The sequence below is a fragment of the Microbacterium sp. 22195 genome (assembly GCF_052056515.1).
Lineage (GTDB): Bacteria > Actinomycetota > Actinomycetes > Actinomycetales > Microbacteriaceae > Microbacterium.
In genome coordinates this window covers 100822-123383 of the sequence record NZ_JBQEPE010000005.1, presented here as the reverse complement: position 1 = coordinate 123383, position 22562 = coordinate 100822, and the positions used below count along the sequence as shown (strand labels likewise).

Annotated in this window: 24 protein-coding genes and 1 tRNA gene; 14 read left to right on the top strand and 11 right to left on the bottom strand. The window is 70.9% G+C overall.

Annotated features, from left to right (window positions below; translation table 11 throughout):
• Window positions 1-55: 55 nt before the first annotated feature.
• The gene (locus ACTJJ4_RS14750) at window positions 56-826 is read left to right on the top strand and encodes a class I SAM-dependent methyltransferase (protein ID WP_440944017.1); all 771 of its coding nucleotides are present in this window, start codon (window positions 56-58) and stop codon (window positions 824-826) included.
• Here ACTJJ4_RS14750 and ACTJJ4_RS14745 read toward each other — a convergent pair.
• From ACTJJ4_RS14745 to ACTJJ4_RS14735, 3 genes are read right to left on the bottom strand one after another with little or no spacing between them, the layout of a single operon-like run.
• Window positions 777-1766 (bottom strand): pseudouridine synthase, encoded by a 990-nt coding sequence (locus ACTJJ4_RS14745; RefSeq protein ID WP_440944168.1) that lies wholly within the window; start codon window positions 1764-1766, stop codon window positions 777-779. The genes ACTJJ4_RS14750 and ACTJJ4_RS14745 overlap by 50 nt on opposite strands.
• 16 nt (window positions 1767-1782) lie before the next feature.
• A complete protein-coding gene (locus ACTJJ4_RS14740; RefSeq protein ID WP_292700885.1) occupies window positions 1783-2277 on the bottom strand; it encodes a MarR family winged helix-turn-helix transcriptional regulator in 495 nt (164 codons plus the stop codon).
• A 7-nt stretch (window positions 2278-2284) separates the two neighbouring features.
• A complete protein-coding gene (locus tag ACTJJ4_RS14735) occupies window positions 2285-2785 on the bottom strand; it encodes a GNAT family N-acetyltransferase (RefSeq protein ID WP_440944016.1) in 501 nt (166 codons plus the stop codon).
• Between the two features lie 122 nt (window positions 2786-2907).
• Here ACTJJ4_RS14735 and ACTJJ4_RS14730 point away from each other — a divergent pair.
• The 4 genes from ACTJJ4_RS14730 (at window position 2908) to ACTJJ4_RS14715 (ending at window position 7022) form a co-directional block, all read left to right on the top strand.
• Window positions 2908-2979, top strand: a tRNA-Gln gene (locus ACTJJ4_RS14730).
• 1 nt (window position 2980) lies between these two features.
• Window positions 2981-4411 (top strand): bifunctional UDP-N-acetylglucosamine diphosphorylase/glucosamine-1-phosphate N-acetyltransferase GlmU, encoded by a 1431-nt coding sequence (gene glmU, locus ACTJJ4_RS14725; protein ID WP_440944015.1) that lies wholly within the window; start codon window positions 2981-2983, stop codon window positions 4409-4411.
• Between the two features lie 9 nt (window positions 4412-4420).
• On the top strand, window positions 4421-5455 hold the full coding sequence (locus ACTJJ4_RS14720) for a ribose-phosphate diphosphokinase (RefSeq protein WP_292700877.1): 1035 nt from the start codon (window positions 4421-4423) through the stop codon (window positions 5453-5455).
• Window positions 5456-5471: 16 nt separating this feature from the next.
• Window positions 5472-7022 (top strand): FAD-dependent oxidoreductase, encoded by a 1551-nt coding sequence (locus ACTJJ4_RS14715; RefSeq protein WP_440944014.1) that lies wholly within the window; start codon window positions 5472-5474, stop codon window positions 7020-7022.
• Here the strand turns inward: ACTJJ4_RS14715 and ACTJJ4_RS14710 are convergent.
• The 4 genes from ACTJJ4_RS14710 to ACTJJ4_RS14695 all read right to left on the bottom strand — a co-directional run bounded on the left by ACTJJ4_RS14710 (window position 7016) and on the right by ACTJJ4_RS14695 (window position 11909).
• Window positions 7016-8644, bottom strand: coding sequence for a sensor histidine kinase (locus ACTJJ4_RS14710; RefSeq protein ID WP_440944013.1), 1629 nt, complete (start codon window positions 8642-8644; stop codon window positions 7016-7018). The genes ACTJJ4_RS14715 and ACTJJ4_RS14710 overlap by 7 nt on opposite strands.
• A gap of 7 nt (window positions 8645-8651) precedes the next feature.
• Window positions 8652-9380, bottom strand: a complete 729-nt coding sequence (locus ACTJJ4_RS14705) for a response regulator transcription factor (protein ID WP_285636170.1) — start codon at window positions 9378-9380, stop codon at window positions 8652-8654.
• A 116-nt stretch (window positions 9381-9496) separates the two neighbouring features.
• Window positions 9497-10945: an NADP-dependent phosphogluconate dehydrogenase gene (gene gndA, locus ACTJJ4_RS14700; RefSeq protein ID WP_440944012.1), complete on the bottom strand. Its 1449-nt coding sequence runs from the start codon at window positions 10943-10945 to the stop codon at window positions 9497-9499.
• Window positions 10946-11000: 55 nt separating this feature from the next.
• Window positions 11001-11909, bottom strand: coding sequence for an NAD(P)-dependent oxidoreductase (locus tag ACTJJ4_RS14695; RefSeq protein WP_440944011.1), 909 nt, complete (start codon window positions 11907-11909; stop codon window positions 11001-11003).
• 98 nt (window positions 11910-12007) lie between these two features.
• Between ACTJJ4_RS14695 and ACTJJ4_RS14690 the strand changes: the two genes are divergently transcribed.
• The 7 genes from ACTJJ4_RS14690 (at window position 12008) to ACTJJ4_RS14660 (ending at window position 18506) form a co-directional block, all read left to right on the top strand.
• Window positions 12008-13066 (top strand): D-2-hydroxyacid dehydrogenase, encoded by a 1059-nt coding sequence (locus tag ACTJJ4_RS14690; RefSeq protein ID WP_440944010.1) that lies wholly within the window; start codon window positions 12008-12010, stop codon window positions 13064-13066.
• Between the two features lie 37 nt (window positions 13067-13103).
• Window positions 13104-13895, top strand: coding sequence for an IclR family transcriptional regulator (locus ACTJJ4_RS14685; RefSeq protein ID WP_440944009.1), 792 nt, complete (start codon window positions 13104-13106; stop codon window positions 13893-13895).
• Between the two features lie 130 nt (window positions 13896-14025).
• Window positions 14026-15444 (top strand): MFS transporter, encoded by a 1419-nt coding sequence (locus ACTJJ4_RS14680; RefSeq protein WP_440944008.1) that lies wholly within the window; start codon window positions 14026-14028, stop codon window positions 15442-15444.
• Entirely contained in the window at window positions 15441-16220 is a 780-nt protein-coding gene (locus ACTJJ4_RS14675) for an SDR family oxidoreductase (protein WP_440944007.1), read from the top strand. Before ACTJJ4_RS14680 ends, ACTJJ4_RS14675 begins: the two co-directional genes overlap by 4 nt.
• Entirely contained in the window at window positions 16220-16951 is a 732-nt protein-coding gene (locus tag ACTJJ4_RS14670) for a fumarylacetoacetate hydrolase family protein (RefSeq protein ID WP_440944006.1), read from the top strand. Before ACTJJ4_RS14675 ends, ACTJJ4_RS14670 begins: the two co-directional genes overlap by 1 nt.
• 29 nt (window positions 16952-16980) lie before the next feature.
• Window positions 16981-18009, top strand: a complete 1029-nt coding sequence (locus ACTJJ4_RS14665; RefSeq protein ID WP_440944005.1) for an alcohol dehydrogenase catalytic domain-containing protein — start codon at window positions 16981-16983, stop codon at window positions 18007-18009.
• Window positions 18009-18506: a gluconokinase gene (locus tag ACTJJ4_RS14660; RefSeq protein WP_440944004.1), complete on the top strand. Its 498-nt coding sequence runs from the start codon at window positions 18009-18011 to the stop codon at window positions 18504-18506. Before ACTJJ4_RS14665 ends, ACTJJ4_RS14660 begins: the two co-directional genes overlap by 1 nt.
• Here the strand turns inward: ACTJJ4_RS14660 and ACTJJ4_RS14655 are convergent.
• The gene (locus tag ACTJJ4_RS14655) at window positions 18491-18616 is read right to left on the bottom strand and encodes a hypothetical protein (protein ID WP_285636144.1); all 126 of its coding nucleotides are present in this window, start codon (window positions 18614-18616) and stop codon (window positions 18491-18493) included. The two genes, ACTJJ4_RS14660 and ACTJJ4_RS14655, sit on opposite strands and share 16 nt — an antisense overlap.
• A 189-nt stretch (window positions 18617-18805) precedes the next feature.
• Here ACTJJ4_RS14655 and ACTJJ4_RS14650 point away from each other — a divergent pair, with 189 nt between their 5' ends.
• The gene (locus ACTJJ4_RS14650) at window positions 18806-19417 is read left to right on the top strand and encodes a 50S ribosomal protein L25/general stress protein Ctc (protein ID WP_440944003.1); all 612 of its coding nucleotides are present in this window, start codon (window positions 18806-18808) and stop codon (window positions 19415-19417) included.
• A 69-nt stretch (window positions 19418-19486) separates the two neighbouring features.
• Window positions 19487-20068, top strand: a complete 582-nt coding sequence (pth, locus tag ACTJJ4_RS14645) for an aminoacyl-tRNA hydrolase (RefSeq protein WP_285636138.1) — start codon at window positions 19487-19489, stop codon at window positions 20066-20068.
• A gap of 22 nt (window positions 20069-20090) precedes the next feature.
• Here pth and ACTJJ4_RS14640 read toward each other — a convergent pair whose 3' ends face one another.
• From ACTJJ4_RS14640 to ACTJJ4_RS14630, 3 genes are read right to left on the bottom strand one after another with little or no spacing between them, the layout of a single operon-like run.
• The gene (locus tag ACTJJ4_RS14640; RefSeq protein ID WP_440944002.1) at window positions 20091-20642 is read right to left on the bottom strand and encodes a hypothetical protein; all 552 of its coding nucleotides are present in this window, start codon (window positions 20640-20642) and stop codon (window positions 20091-20093) included.
• The gene (gene trpS, locus ACTJJ4_RS14635; protein WP_292704651.1) at window positions 20639-21649 is read right to left on the bottom strand and encodes a tryptophan--tRNA ligase; all 1011 of its coding nucleotides are present in this window, start codon (window positions 21647-21649) and stop codon (window positions 20639-20641) included. The genes ACTJJ4_RS14640 and trpS overlap by 4 nt, the downstream gene beginning before the upstream one ends.
• 16 nt (window positions 21650-21665) lie before the next feature.
• Window positions 21666-22559, bottom strand: coding sequence for an exodeoxyribonuclease III (locus tag ACTJJ4_RS14630; RefSeq protein WP_440944001.1), 894 nt, complete (start codon window positions 22557-22559; stop codon window positions 21666-21668).
• Window positions 22560-22562 lie beyond the last annotated feature (3 nt).

The window sequence follows — 22562 nt, the reverse complement described above, 5'->3', positions numbered from 1 at the left end:
ACCCGCGACGTGCCATCCTCGCACCAGGGGAGTCCTCTGGGGTGAAAGGCGCGTCATGGACACGGGGATGTTCCAGGCGGCGGACGGCTACGACCGTCTGATAGGTCGCTTCCTGCCTTCGCTGGCGCCGGCGTTCGCCGACTTCGCCGGCGTGGAGACGGGCAGTGCACTGGACGTCGGATGCGGACCGGGCGGGCTCACGCGCGAGCTCGCGCGCCGCCTCGGCGCGGGGAGCGTCTCGGCGATCGACCCCTCGCCGCCGTTCGTCGAGGCCTGCCGCGAGCGGGTGCCCGGCGCCGAGGTGGTCGAGGGCGTCGCGGAGGCTCTGCCCTTCGCCGACGGCGCGTTCGACTCGGCGCTGTCCTCGCTCGTGGTCGGCTTCATGTCCGACGCGCAGCAGGGCGTGCGCGAGATGGCGCGGGTGACCCGCGGCGGTGGCGTTGTGGCGCTGTGCTTCTGGGACCACGCGCGGATGCAGGGCATCGCACGCTTCTGGCGGGCCGCGCAGCGCGCGCTCGGGGTGTCGCCGGCCGACGACGGGCTGCTCGGGCTCCGCGAGGGCGAGCTGGCGGCGCTGCTGGAGGGAGCGGGGCTCGTCGACGTCCGCTCCTCCGAGATCATCGCGACCGCCCGCTACGACGGCCTCGACGATCTCTGGGCGGGCTACACCGCGGGGATCGGTCCGATCGGGCAGTACGTGCGCACCCTCGGCGATGAGGAACTGGATGCCGTGCGCTCCGCGGTGCGCGACGACCTCGAGGCGCCGGACGGTCCGTTCACGCTCCCCGCGGTGGCATGGGCTGCGCGGGGCGCTGTTCCGGCCTGACGGCGGGAGCAGGCGCCTCCTGGAGGGTCCTGCGCGTCACGAACTCCCGTGCGGCGCCGGTGAGCGGGTCCGTGAACCGCAGTTCCCGTGCCAGCAGCTGCAGGGGCCTGGTGAAGTCATCCGGCGCTTCGGGCAGGAGCACAGGGTAGAAGCCGTCGTTGAGGATGCCGGCGCCCAGCGCCGCCAGATGCACCCGCAGTTGGTGCATCTTCCCGGAGTGCGGCCGGAGTCGCGTGTGCAGCACGCGCTCGTCCGCGTCGATCAGCTCGATCAGCGTCTCGGAGTTGGGCTCGCGCTCGGCGTCGACCCGCACGCATACGTTCGCGCGGAGCTTCTCGATGTGGTTGCGGTGGACGATCGGGAACGGACGGCCGTCGAGCGCGGGGGATGCCGGATCCCACCCCTCGGGCAGCGCCGACACCGCCTCGTAGACCTTCTCCACCCGGCGGTTCTCGAACAGCAGCTGGTAGGCGCCGCGGGTCTCCGGGCGCACCGAGAACATCAGCAGGCCGGCCGTCGCCCGGTCCAGGCGGTGGATCGGGGTCAGCTCGGGGATGCCGAGCAGGTTCCGCAGCCGCACCAGTGCGGAGTTCTGCAGGTACTTCCCGCCCGGGGTGGTCGGCAGGAAGTGCGGCTTGTCGGCCACCACGAGGTCGCGGTCCTGGTGCAGCACCTCGATCTCGAACGGGATCTGGCGCTCCACCGGCGGCTCCCGGTAGTACCAGACGAACTCGTGCGCGCCCAGCGGGGTGTCCCTGGTGAGGGGCGAGCCGTCGCGGGCCACGATCTCACCGCGGTCGAAGCGCGTCAGCAGGCGCTCGGGGTCGAGGTGGAAGAAGCGCTCGGCCATGTAGGCGCCGATCGTGGGCCAGGGACCGCTCAGCGGCAGGTGCAGGCGCGTCGCGCCGACGCCGTCTCGCACGGGCAGCGGTGAGGTCATCGCCATCAGCGCGCGCTCAGACGTCGAAGCTCAGGCTGAGCTTGCGCAGGAGGCCCGCCAGCCGGTCGCGGTCCGCGCGGGGCAGCGCCTGCAGCAGCTCGGCCTCGGCGTCCACGAGGCGGGTGATGGCGGCATCGACGCGCACCCTCCCATCGTCGGTGAGGATGACCAGGATGCTGCGGCCGTCATCCGGATCCGCCTCCCGGCGCACGAACCGGCGGCCGACGAGCCGGTCGATGCGGTTGGTCATGGTGCCGCTGGTCACCAGCGTCTGCTGCAGCAGCTGCTTGGGCGAGAGCTGGAAGGGAGAGCCCGCGCGCCGCAGCGCGGAGAGCACATCCCATTCCCAGGGCTCGATGTCGCTGCGGTGGAACACCTCGCGCCTGGCCCGGTCGAGATGGCGGGAGAGCCTGTCCATGCGGGAGAGCACCTCGAGCGGGGAGAAGTCCAGGTCGGGACGCTGCGCGTTCCACGCGCTGACGATCCGATCGACCTCATCCACCTCGCTCATCGCACCATTATCCCGTGTGCGGCGCCGCCTCCATCCCCGCCGCCGGCACCGGGGCGAGAGTCAGGAACGCGCTGTGCGGATCGGGCAGGTACCGTCCGAACGCCTCGCACTCCACGAATCCGGCGTCGGCGTACAGGGCGCGGGCGGGCGCGAAGAACGGATCGCGACCGGTCTCGAGCGACAGCCGCCGGATGCCCCGGCTCCCGGCATCGCCGATGAGGAAGGCGAGCATGGCACGGCCGAAGCCCTGCCGGCGGGAGGTCGGGGCGATGCGCATCGACTTCAGCTCCTCGTGGCCGTCGTCGACCGCGGCCAGCGCGCCGGTGGCGACGGCACGGCCGTCGTGGTAGCCGGCGAACAGCCGGACGCCCGGCTCGAGGAGTCGGTCGAAGGACAGCGCGTGCTGGCTCTCGGGCGGGGCTGTGCCCTCCATCTCGGCGTGGTGCGCGGCGACGAACGCCTGCAGCGCTGGGGTGGCCGTGATGACGCGCTCGATGACGATGCTCATGCCGTCATGATCGCAGGAGAGTGTTTCCGACAGATGACGAGCGGGCCGACGGCAGCGGCCGCGCTCAGAGCGCACGGGTGAACGTGGCAGACTTGACGGGCGGTGTCCCACGGGGGCCGCGGTCCGCCGTGGTGTAATGGCAGCACGACAGCCTTTGGAGCTGTGAAGTCCAGGTTCGAGTCCTGGCGGCGGAGCATGTCGGAGAACGCACTCGCCATCATCGTCCTCGCCGCAGGGCAGGGCACCCGCATGAAGTCGCGCCTACCCAAGGTGCTGCACGAGATCGGCGGCAGGCCGCTGGTCGGACACGTCCTGACCACCGCGCACGCGCTGGGGGCGCAGCACATCGAGGTCGTCGTGCGGCATGAGCGCGAGCAGGTCATCGCGACACTCGCCGAGCAGTACCCGGACGCGCGCATCGTCGACCAGGACGAGATCCCCGGCACCGGCCGCGCCGTGCAGGTCGCACTCGACGCCCTCCCGGACGACTTCGACGGCGACGTCCTCGTGCTCTCCGGAGACGTGCCGCTGCTCGAGGCCGACACGCTGCAGCACCTGCTCGACGGCCACCGGGCGGCGTCCGCCGCGGCCACCCTGCTGAGCGCCCATCTGGACGACCCGACCGGCTACGGCCGCGTGATCCGAGGCGCCGACGGAGCCGTGGAGCGCATCGTCGAGCAGAAGGACGCGACGGCCGACGAGGCCGCTGTCACCGAGATCAACGCGGGCGTCTACGTCTTCCGGGTCTCGGCGCTGCGCACCTTCCTGACGCGCATCGACCAGAACAACGCTCAGGGCGAGCTGTACCTCACCGACGTGATCGGCCTGCTGCGCGGCGCGGCCGAGCACGTCGCCGCCGAGCTCGCACCGGATGCGGCATCCACCTTCGGCGTGAACGACCGCGCCCAGCTCGCCGAGGCCGGCCGGGTGCTCAACCAGCGCATCGTCCGCCGCTGGCAGCGCGAGGGCGTCACGATCATCGATCCGGCCACCACCTGGATCGACGACGACGTCGTGCTCGCGCCCGACGTGACGATCCTGCCGAACACGCAGCTCCTGCGCGCCTGCGTGATCGCGACCGGCGCCACGGTCGGCCCCGACACCACGTTGATCGACACCGAGGTCGGCGAGGACGCCGTCGTCAAGCGCACGGATGCGAACCTGGCGGTGATCGGCGCCCGCGCCACCGTGGGCCCGTTCTCGTTCCTGCGCCCCGGGACGGTGCTCGGTGCGGGCGGCAAGATCGGCGCCTACGTCGAGACCAAGAACGCGCAGATCGGCGAGGACAGCAAGGTCCCGCATCTTTCCTACGTGGGGGATGCCGTGATCGGCCGCCACGTCAACCTGGGCGCGAGCACGATCACCGCGAACTACGACGATGTGAACAAGCACCGCACCGAGATCGGGGACGAGGTGCACACCGGCTCTCACACGGTGCTCGTCGCGCCCGTTAGGCTTGGTGCAGGTGCGAAGACCGGTGCAGGTGCTGTCGTCCGCAAGGACGTCCCCGCAGGCTCGCTGGCCATGAGCGTCGCCCCTCAGCGCAACATCGAGGGGTGGGTCGAGAAGAACAGAGCAGGAACCGGCGCGGCGGATGCCGCCGCGCGGGAACGATCGGCGGAATAGGCGGCTCGGATGGGGCACAAGAAGAAGACTGTGGCACTGGATCGGGAGAACGGGGTCGCACCCGGGCTGATCGCCAAGACCAAGAAGCGACTGGTCGTCGCCGGCGGTCGCTCCCATCCCGAGCTGACGGCGGCGGTCGCCGCTGCGCTGGGTCAGGAGATGGCGCCCGTCGAGCACCGCACGTTCGCCTCGGGTGAGATCTACGCCCGCTTCGAGGTCTCGATCCGCGGCTGCGACCTCTTCATCGTGCAGTCCTTCGGCGAGCCGGTCAACGAGTGGCTCATGGAGACGCTGATCATGCTGGATGCCGCCAAGCGGGCATCCGCCAAGCGCATCACCGTCGTCGCCCCGTACTACCCGTACTCCCGCCAGGACAAGAAGGGCCGCGGTCGCGAGCCGATCAGCGCCCGCCTGGTCGCCGACATGCTGAAGGTGGCCGGCGCCGACCGCGTCATGAGCGTCGACCTGCACGCCGCGCAGATCCAGGGCTTCTTCGACGGTCCCGTCGACCACCTCTTCGCCAAGCCGGTGCTGCTGAAGCACTTCGAAGAGACCCTCACCGCCGAGGACCGCGAGACGCTCACCATCGTCTCGCCGGACATGGGCCGCGTGCGCGTCGCCGACACCTGGTCCGACAGCCTGAACGCGCCGCTGGCGATCATCCACAAGCGCCGCGACCCGAAGGTCGCGAACCAGGTCTCGGTGCACGAGATCGTCGGCACCGTGAACGACCGCACCTGCCTCCTCGTCGACGACATGATCGACACCGGCGGCACGATCGTGAAGGCGGCGCAGGCGCTGAAGGCGAACGGCGCCCGCAAGGTGATCGTCGCCGCCACGCACGCGATCTTCAGCGATCCGGCATCCGTGCGTCTGCAGGACGAGGCGATCGATCAGGTCGTCGTGACCGACACGATCCCGCTGTCGGCGTCGCGTCGCTGGGACGAGCTCGTCATCCTCCCGATCGCACCGCTGCTGGCCACGGCCATCCGCCAGGTCTTCGAGGACGGCTCGGTCACGAGCATGTTCAACGGCGCCGCCTGAGGCGCGCCGTCATGCAGTGATTCCCTCCCTCACCGCGCTGCGGCAGCGCGTGCTGGCGGTGCTCGGCGCCATCTCGATGTACCGCCTGGTGTTCTTCGCCCTGGTCGCGCTCGCCGTGGTGGCTCTCTGCTTCTCGTTCACCGGGCTCGTCGTTCCGAGCGCGGGGGAGATCCTGGCGTCCTTCGCGGTGCTCGCGGTCGCGATCTCGGCGGTCGACGCGGCGGCCCAGCGCATCCTCCGGCTGCCCTGGCGCGTCGAGTCGTCGCTGGTCACGGCGCTGATCCTGCTGTTCGTGATGCAGCCCTCGCTGACGGTCGGGGGCCTGCTGGGCAATGCGCTGGCAGGTGCGCTCGCGAGCCTGTCGAAGTACCTGATCGCCTGGCGCGGCCGGCACATCCTCAATCCTGCGGCTTTCGGCGCGACGGTCGTGACGGTGCTCGGGCTCGGCTCCCTCTCGTCGTGGTGGGTGGGAACGCCCGTACTCGCCGTCGCGGTGGCCGTGCTGGGACTGCTCGTGCTGTGGCGCATCGAGAAGGTGCGCATCGTGCTGGTGTTCCTGCTGGTCGTCGTCGGCGTCTCGGTGGTGCGTCAGGCGGTGCTCGCCCAGTCGGCGGGCACCGAGGTGGCGATCGCGGATGCCGTGGTGTTCGCGGTCGTGCACACGCCGTACCTGTTCCTCGGCGCCTTCATGCTCTCCGAGCCGCTCACCCAGCCGCCACGGCGCTGGCAGCAGTTCAGCGTCGCGGCCCTCGTGGGCGTGCTGGCCGGCTGGCCGATCCCGGTCGGGGACCTGTTCACGCTGGGCCAGGAGCGCGCACTGCTGATCGGCAACCTGCTGGCGTTCGCCTTCGCGCTACGCGGCTCGGTGCGGCTGGTCCTGGAGAAGCGGCGGATGGTGACGCCCACGGCCCAGGAGCTGACGTTCCGCACGAAGGGGCGGCTGAGCTTCCTCCCGGGGCAGTACCTCGAGCTGGACGTGCCGCACCACCGGCCGGATGCGCGCGGCACCCGGCGCGAGTTCAGCATCGTCTCCGCCCCCGCCGATCTGCCGACCCTGCGCATCGCGTACAAGAACGGTGATCAGAAGCATCCGTCCAGCTACAAGCGCGCTCTCGCGGCGGCCGAGCCGGGCGCGGTGCTGGCGGTGACCGGGACCTGGGGCGACTTCCTCCTGCCACGCGGCGGGGCCCCGACCCTGATGGTGGCGGCTGGCATCGGTGTCACGCCGTTCGTGTCGCAGCTGCGCCAGATGCAGTCGCTGGGCGTGCAGCGCGACGTCGTGCTCGTCTACGTGGCCTCCGAGGCGGCCGAGCTGGCGTTCCGCGATGAGCTGCAGGCCACCGGCGTGCGGGCCGTGGTCTTCACACGCGACGAGCCGGCGGATCTGGCCGAGAACTGGACCTGGGCGCAGGGCGTGCGGCTGGATGCCGCGGGTCTGGAGCGCGTGGTGCCCGACATCGCCGCACGGCACGCGTTCATCTCGGGCCCGCCGCGCCTGATCGCCGACCTCGCGCCTGCTCTGCAGAAGGCACGCAGTCTCACCACGGACGCGTTCGCCGGTTACTGAGTCTGGGGAGCAGGAGGCGGCGGAGGGGGGAACCCCTCGGCGCCGGAGTCGCCCTCGCCCGTGCTGGATCCTGGGGCGCTCGGCCCTGGAGTGCTCGAGCTGGACGCATCCGTCTCGGCCGCGCTCTGCTGCGGAGCGGTCTCCAGCGGCAGTCGCACCGTGAACGTCGTGTCACCGGGTGCGCTCGTCACGTCGACAGTCCCGCCGTGCCCCTCCACGATCGCCTTGGCGATCGCCAGTCCGAGCCCGGTCCCGCCGGTCTGGCGGGCGCGTGACGCATCACCGCGGGCGAATCGGGCGAACAGCTCATCCCGCACCTGCGGGTCGATGCCGGGGCCGTCGTCGTGCACGCGCAGCACGGCCGTCCCGGACTCCACCGCCAGAGACAGTGTGATCGTGGTGCCCGCAGGGGTGTGCGTCCGGGCGTTGGCGAGCAGGTTCGCGAGCACCTGGTGCAGTCGGCCCGCGTCTCCCATGAGCATGACGGGCTCCTCGGGGACGTCCAGCTCCCAGGCGTGGTCTGGTGCCGTCGGCTGCGCATCGGTGAGCGCCTCCACGGCGAGCTGGGCCAGGTCGACATCCCTGCTCACGAGCTCGCGGCCCTCGTCCAGGCGGGCGAGCAGCAACAGATCCTCGACCAGGCGCGTCATGCGCAGCGACTGGGCCTGGATGCGCTCCAGCGCCGAGGTGGTGTTCTCCAGTGTCCGCGCGCTCTGATCGGCATCCGCCTGCTCCGCCTGCCTGATCGCCTTCAGCGACAACTCGGAGTAGCCGCGGATGGAGGCCAGCGGCGTGCGCAGCTCGTGGCTCGCGTCGGCGACGAAGCGCCGCATCCGCTCCTCGTTGCGCTGACGCGCCGCCAGCGAGGAGTCGACGTGGTCCAGCAGGGTGTTCAGCGCGGCGCCCACCCGCCCCACCTCGGTGCGCGGGTCGGCCTCGTAGTCGGGCACCCGCTCGGTGATGCTCACCTCACCGCGGTCGAGGGGTTGACCGGCCACGCGCGTGGCCGTCGCCGCGACGGCGCGGAGCGGACGGAGCCCCATGCTGATCGTGAGGGCCGTGGTGAGCGCGAGCAGCAGCAGGCCGCCGAGGGTCGCCAGGGCGATCACGGTGAACAGCATGGTCATGGTGCGCTGAACGTCGGCGCGGGAGAGGCCCGTGACCACGACCACGCCGTTGTCCGTCCGGCTCACCGTGAGACGGTAGGACCCGAAGTCCGGCAGGCTCACCGTGGCTGAGTTCGCATCCCTCAGCGCGGCCGTGATCGTCAGGATGTCCGCGCCGGAGATCTCACGACGCGAGTCCGGCGTCACCACGACGCCGGAGGCGGACATTCCCGGGGGCACGATCATCAGCAGCAGATCGATGCCCTGCACCTTGTAGTCCGCCAGGGCGCTGGCGGCCGTGAAGGTTCCGCCCAGGGGCAGCATCCGGTTCGCCTGCGAGGTCACCACCGACTTCGTCGTGGCTGCGGTGCCGTTCAGCTGCTCCTGAAGACGGTCTTCGAGCGTCTTGCCGAGCGTCGCGCTGGTGATGATGGCCACAACGACCAGGATCAGGGAGACGAACCCGATCACGGCGGCCATCAGCCGAGCCTGCAGGCTCACCGGGCGGGCGAACATGTGCACGCTACTGCGGGGACTTGATCATGTAGCCGACGCCGCGCACGGTGTGCAGCAGAGGCGTGCGGCCGGCATCGATCTTCTTGCGCAGGTACGAGATGTACAGCTCCACGACCGACGACTTGCCTCCGAAGTCGTAGCTCCACACGCGGTCCAGGATCTGCGCCTTGGAGAGCACGCGCCGCTCGTTGCGCATCAGGAAGCGCAGCAGCTCGAACTCGGTGGCGGTCAGCTCGATCTCGTCGTCGCCGCGCATCACCTCGTGGCTGTCCTCGTTCAGCGACAGGTCGGCCACGCGCAGGATCGACTGCTCGTCGTCGGCGCGCCCCTGTCCGGAGCGGCGGATCACGGCGCGCAGGCGCGCGATGACCTCCTCGAGGCTGAACGGCTTGGTCACGTAGTCGTCGCCGCCGGCGGTCAGGCCCGCGATGCGGTCGCCGACCGAGTCCTTGGCGGTGAGGAACACCACCGGTACGAGATTGCCCGCCTCCCGCAGCCGGCGCAGGACCCCCACGCCGTCGAGGTCGGGCATCATGACGTCCAGCACCAGGGCATCCGGCTCGAAGTCGCGGGCGACTTGCAGAGCCTCCAGGCCCGAACCGGCGGTGCGCACCTCCCAGCCCTCCATGCGCAGCGCCATCGCCAGCAGGTCGGTGAGCATGGGCTCGTCGTCGACGGCGAGGATGCGCAGCGGGGAGCCGTCCGGACGGCGCAGGTCGGGGTGCTCGTGAGTCATGCACTCATTGTGCGCGCCCTCTCATCGAGAATCCATAGGGTTGGCTATGCGGATGCTGTGAGGGCCGGATGCCTGTTCGGCATCCGGCCCTCATTCAGCGCAGCGGGGCGCGGGGATCAGTGGGTGTCCTCGGCTTCGATCTCGGTGCGGTCGCCGGACCAGAGGGTGTGGAAGGTGCCGGGCTTGTCGGTGCGCTTGTAGGTGTGGGCGCCGAAGAAGTCGCGCTGGCCCTGCACGAGGGCTGCGGGGAGGCGGTCGGCGCGGATGCCGTCGTAGTAGGACAGCGATGATGAGAACGCGGGGGCGGGGATGCCGGCCTGTGCGGCGGCCACGACGACGCGGCGCCAGGCGGCCTGTGCGCGGGTGATGGCCTCGGCGAAGTACGGCGCGGTCATCAGTACGGGCAGGTCGGGGGTCTGGGCGTAGGCGTCTGCGATGCGGTTCAGGAACTGGGCGCGGATGATGCAGCCCGCGCGCCAGATCTTGGACACGGCGCCCAGGTCGATGGTCCAGTCGTACTCGGCTGCGCCTGCGCGGATCTCGTCGAAGCCCTGGGAGTAGGCGACGATCTTCGACGCGTACAGCGCGAGGCGCACGTCCTCGATGAAGGCGTCCGGGTCTGCGACGGTGAACGCCTCGTCCGGCCCGGGGAGGGCGGAGGCTGCCGCGCGCTGCTCGGGGTGGGAGGACAGCGAGCGCGCGAACGTCGCCTCGGCGATGCCGGAGACCGGGGTGCCCAGCGAGAGGGCGGTCTGCACGGTCCAGGCACCGGTGCCCTTGGCGCCGGCCTGGTCGAGGATGACGTCGACGAGCGGCTGCCCGGTGGCGGCGTCCACCTGGCGGAGCACCTCGGCGGTGATCTCGATGAGGTAGGACTCCAGCTCGCCCTTGTTCCATTCCGCGAAGATCTCGGCGATCTCGGCCGGGCTCTTGCCCGTGCCGCGGCGGATCAGGTCGTACGCCTCGGCGATGAGCTGCATGTCGGCGTACTCGATGCCGTTGTGCACCATCTTCACGAAGTGGCCGGCACCGTCGTGGCCGATGTGCGTCACGCACGGCTCGCCCTCCGCGACCGCGGCGATCGACTTCAGGATCGGGCCGAGCGTGACCCAGGACTCGTCCGAGCCGCCGGGCATGATGGACGGGCCGTTCAGAGCGCCCTCCTCGCCGCCGGAGATGCCCGCGCCCACGTAGTTGATGCCGGTGCCGCGCACCGCCTTCTCGCGGCGGATGGTGTCGGGGAAGTATGCGTTGCCGCCGTCGACGATGATGTCGCCGGGCTCGAACACCTTCACGAGCTCATCGATCACGGCATCCGTCGGGCCACCGGCCTTGACCATGATGATCGCGGTGCGCGGCTTCTGCAGCGACGCGGCGAACTCCTCGTACGAGAACGCCGGGATGAAGCCCGCCTCGGGGTGCGCGGCGACCAGCTCGTCGGTCTTGGTGCGGGAACGGTTCAGCACCGCCACCGTGTTTCCCTCGCGGCTCGCGAGGTTGCGGGCCAGATTCGACCCCATGACGGCGAGTCCGACGACTCCGATGTTGGCTGATGCTTCGGGCACTGAGAGCTCCTCGATCGTGGGTGCAGGTGGTTTCAGGGTATCCGCTGGGGGAGGGTCAGGACTCGCGCGTTTCGCCCGCGTGCGCACCGCGCTGCGCGGTCAGACGCCGGGTGACGGAGATGTCCCGCTCGCCGAGGCCGGCGTCGACGATCTCGTCGAACGCCGCGCGCAGCGCGGGCAGCAGTGCCGCCCGGGTTCCGGTGGCGGCGGCGATGTCGGATGCGAAGCCCAGGTCCTTCACCATGTACTTGGCCATGCCGCTGGGGGAGTCGTCGCCGCTGACCAGCTTGTCGCGTCGGGCCTCGAGCAGGCGCGAGCCCGCGTAGCCACCGGCGAGGAGCCGCCACATCCGGTCGAGGTCCAGCCCGGAGCGGTCCGCGAGCACGGTCGCCTCGCCCAGCGCCAGGATGGTCGCCGAGACCACCAGCTGGTTGCAGGCCTTCGCGACCTCGCCCGCGCCGAGCGGGCCGAGGTGCACGGGGGTGCCGCACGGCGCCAGCACATCGGCGGCCAGCGCCACGTCGTCCGGGTCATCGCCGCCCAGCATGATCGAGAGCGTCCCCGCCTTCGCGCCGTCCTCGCCGCCCGAGACCGGGCAGTCCACGACGCGCACCCGGCCGTCGGTCTGCGCGTGCAGTCGCTCGGCGAGGTCGCGCACGGCCGGCGCGGAGGAGGTCGAGCCGATCAGGATGAGCAGATCGCCGGCGCCCGCCAGCAGTCCGTCCTCGCTGTCCAGCAGCGCCTCGAGCTCGGGAAGGTCCGGAAGCAGGCTCAGCAGCACATCCACCCGCGACGCGAGCTCGCGGGGAGTGGCGGACCACGTCGCGCCCGCCTCGACGAGCTCGGGCTGCGGGCGCCTGGCGTGGATGACGAGTTCGCCTCGCGCGGCGAGGATCCGCTTCGCGACGGGCGCACCCATCGAACCCAGTCCGATCATCCCGACGGTGGCAGCTGAGGTGTCCATGCGGTCATGCTAGCGAAGATCCACTCAATGGAACAGTGTTCAACAGAGTGGATTTGCGGTACCGTGGTGGCTGATGTCACCCGAGGAAGGGGATCACGATGACGCAGACCGAGGACAGACTCCGAGTGGTCGCGGCCGTGCCGCTGGACGAGGAGCTCTGCCGGCTCATCGAGCGTATCGAACCCCGGGTGGAGATGATCAGCGATCCTTCGCTGGTCCCGCCGATGCGCTGGCCAGCCGACTGGGAGGGCGATCCCTCCTTCTCACGCACGCCGCAGCAGCAGGCCGACTACGAGGCGATGGTCGATTCGGCTGACGCTCTGTTCGGCATCCCCGACGTGTCGCCGGTGCAGCTCGCCCGCACCGTCGCCGCGAATCCGCGCCTGCGCTGGGTGATGACGACCGCGGCCGGGGGCGGAGGTCAGGTCAAGGCGGCTGGGCTCGATCAGGACGCCCTGGATCGCATCGTCTTCACCACCAGTGCCGGCGTGCACGCCGGGCCGCTCGCGGAGTTCGCGGTCTTCGGGGTGATGGCCGGCGCGAAGGGGCTGCCCCGTCTGCGTGCCGACCAGGACGCCCGCGTGTGGCCGCAGCGCTGGGAGATGCGCCAGGTCGACGAGATGACGGTGCTGGTCGTGGGTCTCGGCGGCATCGGGGCGGAATGCGCCCGCCGCTTCCACGCCCTGGGGGCGACGGTCTGGGGCACGACGCGCTCCGGGCGTCCTGTCGAAGGGGTGAGCAGGCTCATCGCGCCAGACGAGATCGTGCAGGTCGCCGGCGAGGTGGACGTGATCGTCGTGACCCTTCCCGGCACCGAGCAGACGCATCACCTGATCGGCGAGGAGGTGCTCGAGGCCGTCAGGCCGGGAGCGATCCTCGCCAGCGTCGGCAGGGGCACCGTGATCGACGAGCGTGCGCTCCTGGCTGCGCTCGACGACGGCCGGATCGGCTTCGCCGCGATGGACGTCTTCGAGAAGGAGCCGCTCGCGCAGGACTCGCCGCTGTGGTCGCACCCGAGCGTGCTCGTGAGCCCGCACACCGCGGCGCGCAGTTCGAAGGAGGCGGAGCGCATCGCCCGACGCTTCGCCGAGAGCGCCGGCCGTCTGCTGGACGGCGAGCCTCTGCGCGCCACGGTCGATACAGTCGAGTTCTACTGAGTTCACGGCGCCCGCGCGGGTGCCGGGAGGGGGAAGCGTGGCAGGCGACGAGGATTCGCGTGAAGGCCGGGATCCCGCACCGGCGGTGACCCGCAGCATCCGGCTGCTGGGACTGCTGGCGCAGGCGCAGCCGCGCACGCTCACGGAGCTCGCGGGCGAGCTGGGCCTGGCCAAGTCGTCGACGGCCAATCTGTGCCTGGCGCTGGAGGCGGGCGGAATGATCCAGCGCACCTCCGCGGGTTACCGGCTGGGGCTGCGAACCGCCGAGCTGGGCGGGGCGTTCGCCGCCCAGTTCAACCAGGTGCGCGAGTTCTACAGCGTGTGCGAGTCGTCGCCCGTGCTGTCGTCCGAGCTCGTGCAGGTGGCGCTGCTGGACGGCACGGATGCCCTCTACCTGGCGCGGCACGAGGGGTCGCGCTCGCTGCGTCTCGGCACGCCGCTGGGTTCCCGCCTCCCGGCGGGGCTGTCGGGGACGGGCCGCGCCCTGCTGATGTCGATGACCGACGACGAGGTGGTCGAACTGCTGGGGGCGGATGCCGTCTTCCCCGCCCTCACCGAGCGCAGCGCCACCACGATGGCCGGACTGCTGGAGGCGCTCGCCGCAGCGCGCCGGCGCGGCTGGGCGCTGGATGCGGAGGAGTCCTTCCGCGGCATCGTCGGAGTGGCCGTTCCGCTGGAGCCCTGGGCGCCGTCCGATCCTCCGCTGGCGCTGGGCGTCGCCATCCGTGCCGCCGAGGCGGACTTCGAGCGCATCGAGCGCGTCGGCGAGGCGCTGCACGAGGCCGCGCAGGCGCTGACGAACCCGTTCAGCGCGGCTGCGCGCCGCTGAGGCGCGGTCGTCCGGGCGTCGCATCGGCGACGTCCGGGTTTGCGCGCCCATTGTGAGTCCAAAGTATTGAACATCGTCCAACAGGCTGGTAACGTCAGTGCCAAGCCGATGGCGAAGCCGATCGAAGGAGATGGCAGTGACCGATTCACTCACCACGCAGCAGACCCCACCCGATGACCCGGAGTACGCGGCCAACCTGCGCCGCGCGACCCTCGCGTCCAGCATCGGCAGCGCACTGGAGTACTTCGACTTCGCGCTCTACGGGCTCTCCACAGCACTGATCTTCAACGTGCTGTTCTTCCCGCAGGGCGACCCGGCCATGGCGACGGTCGCCGCGTTCGCCACCTTCGGCGTCGGCTTCCTCGCCCGTCCGTTCGGTGGACTGTTCTTCGGCGTGCTGGGCGACAAGATCGGCCGCAAGTGGGTCCTGGTCGTCACCATCCTGCTGATGGGCGGCGCCTCCACCGCGATCGGCCTGCTGCCCACCTACGACGCGGTCGGCCTCTGGGCGCCGATCCTGCTCGTGCTCATGCGCCTGCTGCAGGGCTTCGGCGCCGGAGCCGAGCAGGCGGGTGCGACGGTGCTGATGGCCGAGTACGCGCCGGTGCGCCGCCGCGGCTTCTTCTCGGCGCTGCCCTTCATCGGCATCCAGGCCGGCACTCTGCTCGCCGCCCTGGTCTTCAGCTTCATCAGCCTGCTGCCGAAGGACGCGCTGCTCAGCTGGGGCTGGCGCGTGCCGTTCCTGGCGTCGTTCGTCCTGATCCTGCTCGCCCTGTTCATCCGGATGCGCCTCCGCGAGACGCCGACGTTCATCGAGCTGGAGAAGCACGAGCAGATCGCCGACCGCCCGATCCGCGAGATCTTCACGCACGGCCTGCCCGGCGTGATCGTCGGCATCGGCCTGCGCATGGCGGAGAACGGCGGCTCCTACATGTTCCAGACGCTGGGTCTCGCCTTCTTCGTGTCGGTCGTCGGCGACGCCGCCGACAAGAGCCTGCTGACCTGGGGCGTGACGATCGGCTCGCTGATCGGCATGTTCTCCGTTCCGTTCGCCGGACACCTCTCCGACCGCTTCGGACGCCGCACGATCTACCGCTTCGGAGCCGTGTTCATGCTGATCTACTGCTTCCCCGCGTGGTGGATGCTGTCGCTGGGCAACCACGTCCTCGCGATCGCCGTGATCGCGGTCGGCATCGGCGTGGCCGTGAACACCATGCTCGGCCCGCAGTGCGCGATGCTCCCCGAGCTGTTCGGCAACCGTCACCGCTACCTGGGCGTGGCGATGGCGCGCGAGATCTCTGCCGTGCTGGCCGGTGGGCTCGCGGGTGTGCTCGGCGCCTACCTGATCGCCGTCAGCGGCGGCAACTGGATCCTGCTGGGCACCTACATGGGCGTGCTCGCGCTGATCACCACCGCGTCGACGTTCCTCGCCCCCGAGACGCTGCGCCGCGACCTGACCCGGGTGGACGACGCGATCAAGGTGTCGCGTGCCGAGGCCGGCGACGACGTGTTCGCCACGACCGTCTCGATCACGGCGGTCGGACGGTGACCGCCCGCGGCATCTCGGCCTTCGACCTGACCGGGCGGACCGCGCTGGTCTCCGGATCCAGCCAGGGCATCGGCCGCGCGCTGGCCGAGGGGCTCGCCGAGGCCGGCGCCCGGGTGGTCGTGCACGGCCGCGATGCCGCGAAGGCGGCGCACGCCGCCGCCGAGATCACGCAGGAGACCGGCATCGAGGCGCACAGCGTCGCGTTCGACATCACCGATGCCGCCGCCGTGGATGCAGGGATGACCGAGGTGGAGGAGCTGGTCGGCACCCCCGACATCCTCGTCAACAACGCCGGGATCCAGCGGCGTGCGCCGATCGCCGAGTTCGCCGAGGAGGACTGGGACGCCCTCGTGGGCACCAACCTCTCCGGCGTCTTCCACCTCGCCCGCCGCACCTCCCGCGGCATGATCGAGCGCGGCTCCGGGAAGATCATCCAGATCGGCAGTGTGCAGTCGCAGCTGGCGCGTCCGTCGATCGCCGCCTACTCCGCGACGAAGGGCGCGATCGTGATGTTCACGAAGGGACTGTGCGCGGATCTCGCGCCGCACGGCATCCAGGCCAACGCCATCGCGCCCGGCTACTTCGAGACCGCGCTCACGCAGGCGCTCGTGGATGACGAGGAGTTCTCCGCGTGGGTCAGGGGCCGCACGCCCGCAGGCCGCTGGGGGGACGTGCGCGACCTCGTCGGCGCCCTCGTGTTCCTGGCTGGCCCCGCCAGCGACTTCGTCAACGGGCAGACGCTGTTCGTCGACGGCGGCATGACGGCGGTGGTGTGATGCTCGTCGGACGAGTGCGCACCGACGACGGCATCCGCTGGGTGCGGGCGGACGGCGCGCGGATGCGGCGCACGGAGGATCCGTTCGCGGCGCTCGCCGCGGGGCGCGCGCCTGCCGTCGCGGAGCAGGAGGTCCACGGCGACGTGCTTCCGCCGTGCGAGCCGGTCGTCGTGGTCGGCATCGCGCAGAACGGACCCGGGCACGCCTCCCCGGTGCAGGCCTGGTTGAAGAGCCCGCGCACCGTCATCGCATCCGGCCGGCCCGTGCGCCTTCGCAGGGACGCCGGACAGGCCGTAGCGGAAGGGGAGATCGCCGTGGTCATAGGCCGCGAGACGACCGGCCTCACCGCTGAGAACGCGCACGAGTACGTGCTGGGCGTCACCGCCGTGAACGACCTCTCCAGCCCTGATCGCGGTGAGTCCGACCCGCGCAACTTCGAGTCGAAGTCGGGGGAGGGGTACACGCCGCTCGGCCCGTGGATCGACACGGATGCCGACATCGACGACATCGCGCTCACCGTCGCGGTCGACGGCGTCGTCGTCGCCTCCACGGGGGCGGTGGAGCTGCCGGTCTCCATCCGCGAGTGCCTCGCCTACGTCGCCTCCTGGTCGCCGCTCGGGCCCGGCGACGTCGTGATGACCGGTGCCCCGCACTCCCAGGCGCCGATCCGGCCCGGGCAGACCGTGACCATCGCCGTCGGTGCGGTGGAGCTCCGCACCCCGTTCAGCTGACAGCCGCCGCAACCGCGAAGGAGCATCCGATGTCGAACATCGCCGTCGTCGCACACGCCGCAGACGATCTGCGCGTCGAGGAGATCGAGGAGCCGCGTCCCGCCCCCGGCGAGGCGATCGTGGAGGTCGCCTACGGCGGCATCTGCGGCTCCGACCTGCACTACTGGATGCACGGGGCGGCGGGGGCGTCCGTGCTGCGGGAGCCGATGATCCTGGGACACGAGGTGTCCGGCGTCGTCTCCGCCGCCGCGGCCGACGGGACGGGGCCCGCCGTGGGCGCCCGCGTCGCGGTGCATCCGCTCACCCCGCACGACGACGGACGCACCCCGTGGCCGCACGAGCATCCGAACCTCGCGCCCGCATCCACCTACCTCGGCTCGGCCATGCTGCTGCCGCACACCCAGGGCGCCTTCGCGCGCCGCGTCGCACTGCCGGCCCGCATGCTGCACGAGCTGCCCGCAGGGATGGACCTGCGCACCGCCGCACTCGCAGAGCCCGCCGCCGTCGCCTGGCACGGCGTGCACCAGGCCGGCGATGTCGCCGGCCGCACCGTCGCCGTGATCGGAGCGGGGCCCATCGGGCAGCTCGTGGCGTCGGTGGCCCAGGGGCTGGGCGCCTCGCGCGTCACGGTGACCGACCTGCACGAGCGCCCGCGCGAGATCGCCGCCGCACGAGGCATCGCGACGCTCGACGCGCGTGACGCCGACGCGATCGCCGCACTGCACGCCGACGTCGTGATCGAGTCCAGCGGCACGGTGCCGGGCCTCGGCGCCGCGGTGTCCGCGGCCGTGCGCGGCGGCGTCGTCGTGATGCTGGGCCTGCAGCGCGCCGGCGAGGTGCCGGCGCCGATCGCCACCGCGATCACCCGCGAGCTCACACTGCGAGGCTCGTTCCGGTTCGGCGCGGAGTTCGACGACGTCATCGAGGCGCTGGCCACGGGCCGCATCGACGTGACGGGCATCGTCAGCGACGTGATGCCCGCCGAGCATGCGCTGCCCGCGTTCGCGCTGGCCGCTGATGCGTCGCGCTCCTGCAAGGTCCTGCTGGAATTCCGGTGATGCGGGTCGTCGTGATGGGGCCGAGCGGATGCGGCAAGTCCACGGTGGGCCGGGCCCTCGCCCACGCGCTCGGCGCCCGCTTCGTGGACGGCGATGATCTGCATCCTTCCGCGAACGTGGAGAAGATGGCCGCCGGTGTGCCGCTGACGGACGAGGACCGGATGCCATGGCTGGCGACGGTCGGAGCCGAGCTCGGCTCCGACGCTCGGATCGTCATCGCGTGCTCGGCGCTGCGCCGGGTCTACCGCGACGCGATCCGGGAGAGCGAGCCCGGGGTGTTCTTCGCCGAGCTGACGGCGTCGCGCGACGAACTCGTACGACGCATGGGGGAGCGAGGCGCCCACTTCATGCCGGCGTCCCTGCTGGACTCCCAGCTGGCGACCCTCGAGTCGCTTCAGCCTGACGAGTCAGGGGTGCGGATCGGCGGACTGGCCCCGGCCGACGCCGTGGCGGCGTCGATCGCGGGCGAGCTGACGAGGACTCAGTCCTTGCGGTAGCCCGAGCGACCCATGGTGAACATCGCGGCGAACGCGCCGATGCCGCCGACGACGGCCATCGCGCCGATGAGCCAGAACAGGACGTGGGTGATGACTGCAGCAACGGGCATGGCACACAGCCTATCGAGGATTCGGGTACCATGGAGAAGTTCCTCGGCGAGGGATGCCGTCTCCGCGCGCGCATCCGTTATCGACGCGGTGATGTGAGCACTGATGTCTCCCTTCTTCGTGTCCGCGCTCGAGGCGCCGAAACCCACGACCACCGCACGGCCAGCCCCGTGTGCTTGAAGGAGAACATCATGTCCGACGACAACAAGGTCCACGCAGACCTCCGCACCAGCTTCGGCAAGGGCTTCGCTCGTCGCCTGCGCGCCGAGGGCAAGATCCCCGCGGTCATCTACGGCCACGGCACCGAGCCCGTGCACGTCGCGCTGCCCGGCCACCAGGTCTCGCTGATCATCCGTCGCGCCAACGCGCTGCTCGACCTCGACATCGAGGGCAAGTCGCAGCTCGCGCTGGTCAAGGACGTGCAGAAGGACCCGGTGCGCCAGATCATCGAGCACATCGACCTGCTGGTCGTGAAGAAGGGCGAGAAGGTCTCGATCGACCTCCCCGTCGTCCTGGTGGGCGAGTCGTTCGCAGGCACCATCGCCAACCTCGACGCCACGACCCTGGCGGTCGAGGCCGAGGCCACCCACATCCCCGAGCACGTCGAGGTCTCGGTCGAGGGCCTCGAGGAGGGCGCGCACATCACCGCCGCCGACGTGAAGCTCCCCAAGGGCGTCTCGCTGGTCGCCGACCCGGAGACCCTCGTCGTCGCGATCTCGGTTCCGGCTGTCGCCGCCGAGGAGGCTCCGGCCGAGGAGGCCGCCGCTGAGGAGGCTCCGGCCGAGGAGGCCGCCGCGGAGTGATCCGCTGATGCATTCGGAGGGGGCGCGAGCGATCGCGCCCCCTTCTTCATCCCACGAGAGGAATCGGGCATGGCATCCACCTGGCTCATCGTCGGTCTCGGCAACCCGGGTCCGCGGTACGCGGCGACCCGCCACAACATCGGTCAGATGGTCGTGGACGAGCTCGCCGAGCGCCGGGGCGAGCGGTTCCGCGAGCACAAGGCGGGCGCCCGCGTCGTGGAGACCTGGCTGCGTCCCGGTGGCGACAAGCTCGTGCTGGCCAAGCTCAACTCGTTCATGAACGTCTCGGGCGCGCCGGTCGCGGCGCTCGCCCGCTTCTACTCGGTCGAGCCGGATCACGTCGTCGTGATCCACGACGAGCTCGACATCCCCTTTGACAGCATCCGCCTGAAGACCGGCGGCGGGCACGGCGGCCACAACGGCGTCCGGGACATCGCCCGGGCTCTCGGCACTCCCGAGTTCCCGCGCGTCCGGGCCGGCATCGGCCGTCCGCCCGGTCGCCAGGACCCCGCGGACTGGGTGCTCGGGAACTTCGGATCGGTCGAGCAGAAGACGCTCCCGATCTTCCTCTCGGATGTCGCGGACGCCACCGAGCTGCTCCTCGAGGAGGGGCTGCTCGCCGCGCAGCAGAAGCACCACGCTCGCGGCTGAAGGCACCCCGGGGGCGGTGGGGTCAGCCCGCCGTCGCTGCCATCCCGTTCCCGACGCCCAGCAGCACCGACGTCAGCAGGAAGAACACGACGGGACCCAGCACGGCCAGGATCATCGCCGTGATCCCGGCACCGCGCCCGCGACGGCGCACCGTCGCGACGATCCCGAGGGCGAGGGCGAGGATGCCGATCGCCGTCGCCGCCCAGAACAGGATCTCGACCCACAGCACCAGGGTGCGAACCGGAGTGAGCGCAGCCCACACGACGTCCCCCGTGACTGTGATCAGGGATTCCAGCGGCACCTGCATGCCGATCTGCACGGCGAGGACGCCCGCGACGATCGGCGCGACGACCACCGCGATCAGCGCGGCGACGAGCGCGAGCATGCCTGTGCGCCGGCTCGCCGGAGCGGTGTCCGACGGCACCTGATAGCCACCGACGGGCGTCTGATAGCCACCCACCGGCACGCCGTAAGCACCAGGCGGAGCAGCGGGCGGCGGGACGGGCACCGGCGGCGCGGGCACCGGAGGCGGGGGAACCTGGCCGGACGGGGCCGGCCCTGCTCCGTCGGTCACAGCACCCTCCGCAGCAGCCCGACCTTGTCGTAGACGTCGGCGAGGGTGGCGTTCGCGACCTCGTCGGCCTTCGCGGCGTTCACGGCCAGCAGGCGGTCGAGCTCAGCGGGGTCGTCGAGCAGCGCGTTCGCGCGCTCGCGCACGGGGCCGAACTCGTCGACCACGACCTCGGCGAGGCCCTTCTTGAAGTCTCCGTAGCCGCGACCCGCGTACTCGTCCTCGATGGAGCCCACCTGGCGTCCGGTGAGAGCCGCGTAGATGGTGAGCAGGTTGGAGACCCCCGGCTTGTTCTCGCGGTCGTAGTGCACCGAACCCTCGGCGTCGGTCACCGCGCGCATGATCTTCTTCGCCGACTTCGCCGGGTCGTCCAGCAGCCACAGCACCCCGGCATCGCTCTCCGCCGACTTCGACATCTTCGACGTCGGGTTCTGCAGGTCGTAGATGCGGGCGGTGTCCTTCTGGATCACGGCCTTCGGGATCGTGAACGTCTCGCCGAAGCGCTTGTTGAACCGCTCCGCGAGGTCGCGGGTCAGCTCGACGTGCTGCTTCTGGTCGTCGCCGACAGGGACCAGCTCGGTCTGGTACAGCAGGATGTCGGCGGCCATCAGCACCGGGTAGGTGAAGAGACCCACCGAGGTCGAGTCGGCGCCGTAGCGTGCCGACTTGTCCTTGAACTGCGTCATGCGGCCGGCCTCGCCGAAGCCGGTGATGGTGCTGAGGATCCAGGCCAGCTCGGCGTGCGCGCGTACGTGCGACTGCACGTACAGGGTGGACTTCGACGGCTCGATGCCCGCGGCGATGTACTGGGCTGCGGTGCGACGGGTCTTCTCGCGCAGCTCGGCCGGGTCCTGCGGGACGGTGATCGCGTGCAGGTCGACGACCGAGAAGAAGGCGTCGAACGAGGACTGCATCTCACGCCACTGCAGGAGCGCCCCGATGTAGTTGCCGGCCTGGAGGGAGTCGGCGGAGGGCTGCATTCCGGAGTAGAGGCGTGGTTTCTGAGTCACCGTTCAATCCTATTGTTCAGTACGTGTAGTCCACGATCACCGGGGCGTGGTCGCTCCAGCGCTCGGCGTAGGTGGCGGCGCGGGCGACCGTGTAGCCGGTCGCGCGGGCCGCGAGCGGGGGAGTGGCGAGGTGGTAGTCGATCCGCCAGCCGCTGTCGTTGTCGAACGCCTGACCCCGCATCGACCACCACGTGTACGGGCCGGCGACCTCGCCGTGCGCGGCGCGCCCGACATCCACCCACCCGAGCCCGGTGCCTCCGGCCTCGGACGCGAAGGGACGGGTGTCGCTGAGCTGCCCGACCATGCCTCGCCCGATGCCCTCCTGCCCCGTGACGGGCTCACCCGCCGCGCCGAGGAAGCGGTCGAAGTAGGCGCGCTCGCGGGCCAGGAAGCCGGACTTCTTGACGTTGCCCTTCCAGTTCAGGATGTCGAGCGGCCGATGTCCCACGTTGAGGTCGCCCGTGACGAGCGCGTGCGCGCCGTCCGCGCCCAGCTGCGCCATGCGCTCGCCCATCGCGTCGAGGAACTTCCACTTCTCGATCTGCTTCGGGGTGTCGGCCTCGCCGGAGTGCACGTAGGCGCTCACGACCGTCAGGGGCGTGCCGCCGAGATCGAAGTCGGCCTCCAGCCAGCGACCGGCGGAGTCGAAGTCCTCGGCGCCCAGCGCCGTGCGGGATGCGAGCGCGGGCACCCTGCTGAGCACCGCCACGCCGGCCCGTCCCTTCGCCGTGGCGACGTCGTGCAGCATCGACCAGTCCGGGAAGGCCTCCTGCAGATGCTCGTCCTGACCGCGCACCTCCTGCAGCGTCAGCACGTCGACATCGGCGGCGTCGAGCCAGCCGCGCATGCCGTTGCGGACCGCCGCGCGGATCCCGTTGACGTTGACAGAGGCGATTCGCAGATGTGGCATGCA

What these genes read in the sequence shown, in the direction of transcription:
- ACTJJ4_RS14745 (WP_440944168.1), bottom strand. Translation starts at nt 1,766, where the DNA reads ATGACCTCACCGCTGCCCGTGCGAGACGGCGTCGGCGCGACGCGCCTG.
- ACTJJ4_RS14720 (WP_292700877.1), top strand. Translation starts at nt 4,421, where the DNA reads ATGGGGCACAAGAAGAAGACTGTGGCACTGGATCGGGAGAACGGGGTC.
- ACTJJ4_RS14750 (WP_440944017.1), top strand. Translation starts at nt 56, where the DNA reads ATGGACACGGGGATGTTCCAGGCGGCGGACGGCTACGACCGTCTGATA.
- ACTJJ4_RS14670 (WP_440944006.1), top strand. Translation starts at nt 16,220, where the DNA reads ATGCTCGTCGGACGAGTGCGCACCGACGACGGCATCCGCTGGGTGCGG.
- pth (WP_285636138.1), top strand. Translation starts at nt 19,487, where the DNA reads ATGGCATCCACCTGGCTCATCGTCGGTCTCGGCAACCCGGGTCCGCGG.
- ACTJJ4_RS14630 (WP_440944001.1), bottom strand. Translation starts at nt 22,559, where the DNA reads ATGCCACATCTGCGAATCGCCTCTGTCAACGTCAACGGGATCCGCGCG.
- ACTJJ4_RS14695 (WP_440944011.1), bottom strand. Translation starts at nt 11,909, where the DNA reads ATGGACACCTCAGCTGCCACCGTCGGGATGATCGGACTGGGTTCGATG.
- ACTJJ4_RS14650 (WP_440944003.1), top strand. Translation starts at nt 18,806, where the DNA reads ATGTCCGACGACAACAAGGTCCACGCAGACCTCCGCACCAGCTTCGGC.
- ACTJJ4_RS14655 (WP_285636144.1), bottom strand. Translation starts at nt 18,616, where the DNA reads ATGCCCGTTGCTGCAGTCATCACCCACGTCCTGTTCTGGCTCATCGGC.
- ACTJJ4_RS14710 (WP_440944013.1), bottom strand. Translation starts at nt 8,644, where the DNA reads ATGTTCGCCCGCCCGGTGAGCCTGCAGGCTCGGCTGATGGCCGCCGTG.
- ACTJJ4_RS14665 (WP_440944005.1), top strand. Translation starts at nt 16,981, where the DNA reads ATGTCGAACATCGCCGTCGTCGCACACGCCGCAGACGATCTGCGCGTC.
- ACTJJ4_RS14735 (WP_440944016.1), bottom strand. Translation starts at nt 2,785, where the DNA reads ATGAGCATCGTCATCGAGCGCGTCATCACGGCCACCCCAGCGCTGCAG.
- glmU (WP_440944015.1), top strand. Translation starts at nt 2,981, where the DNA reads ATGTCGGAGAACGCACTCGCCATCATCGTCCTCGCCGCAGGGCAGGGC.
- ACTJJ4_RS14690 (WP_440944010.1), top strand. Translation starts at nt 12,008, where the DNA reads ATGACGCAGACCGAGGACAGACTCCGAGTGGTCGCGGCCGTGCCGCTG.
- ACTJJ4_RS14680 (WP_440944008.1), top strand. Translation starts at nt 14,026, where the DNA reads ATGGCAGTGACCGATTCACTCACCACGCAGCAGACCCCACCCGATGAC.
- ACTJJ4_RS14660 (WP_440944004.1), top strand. Translation starts at nt 18,009, where the DNA reads ATGCGGGTCGTCGTGATGGGGCCGAGCGGATGCGGCAAGTCCACGGTG.
- ACTJJ4_RS14705 (WP_285636170.1), bottom strand. Translation starts at nt 9,380, where the DNA reads ATGACTCACGAGCACCCCGACCTGCGCCGTCCGGACGGCTCCCCGCTG.
- ACTJJ4_RS14740 (WP_292700885.1), bottom strand. Translation starts at nt 2,277, where the DNA reads ATGAGCGAGGTGGATGAGGTCGATCGGATCGTCAGCGCGTGGAACGCG.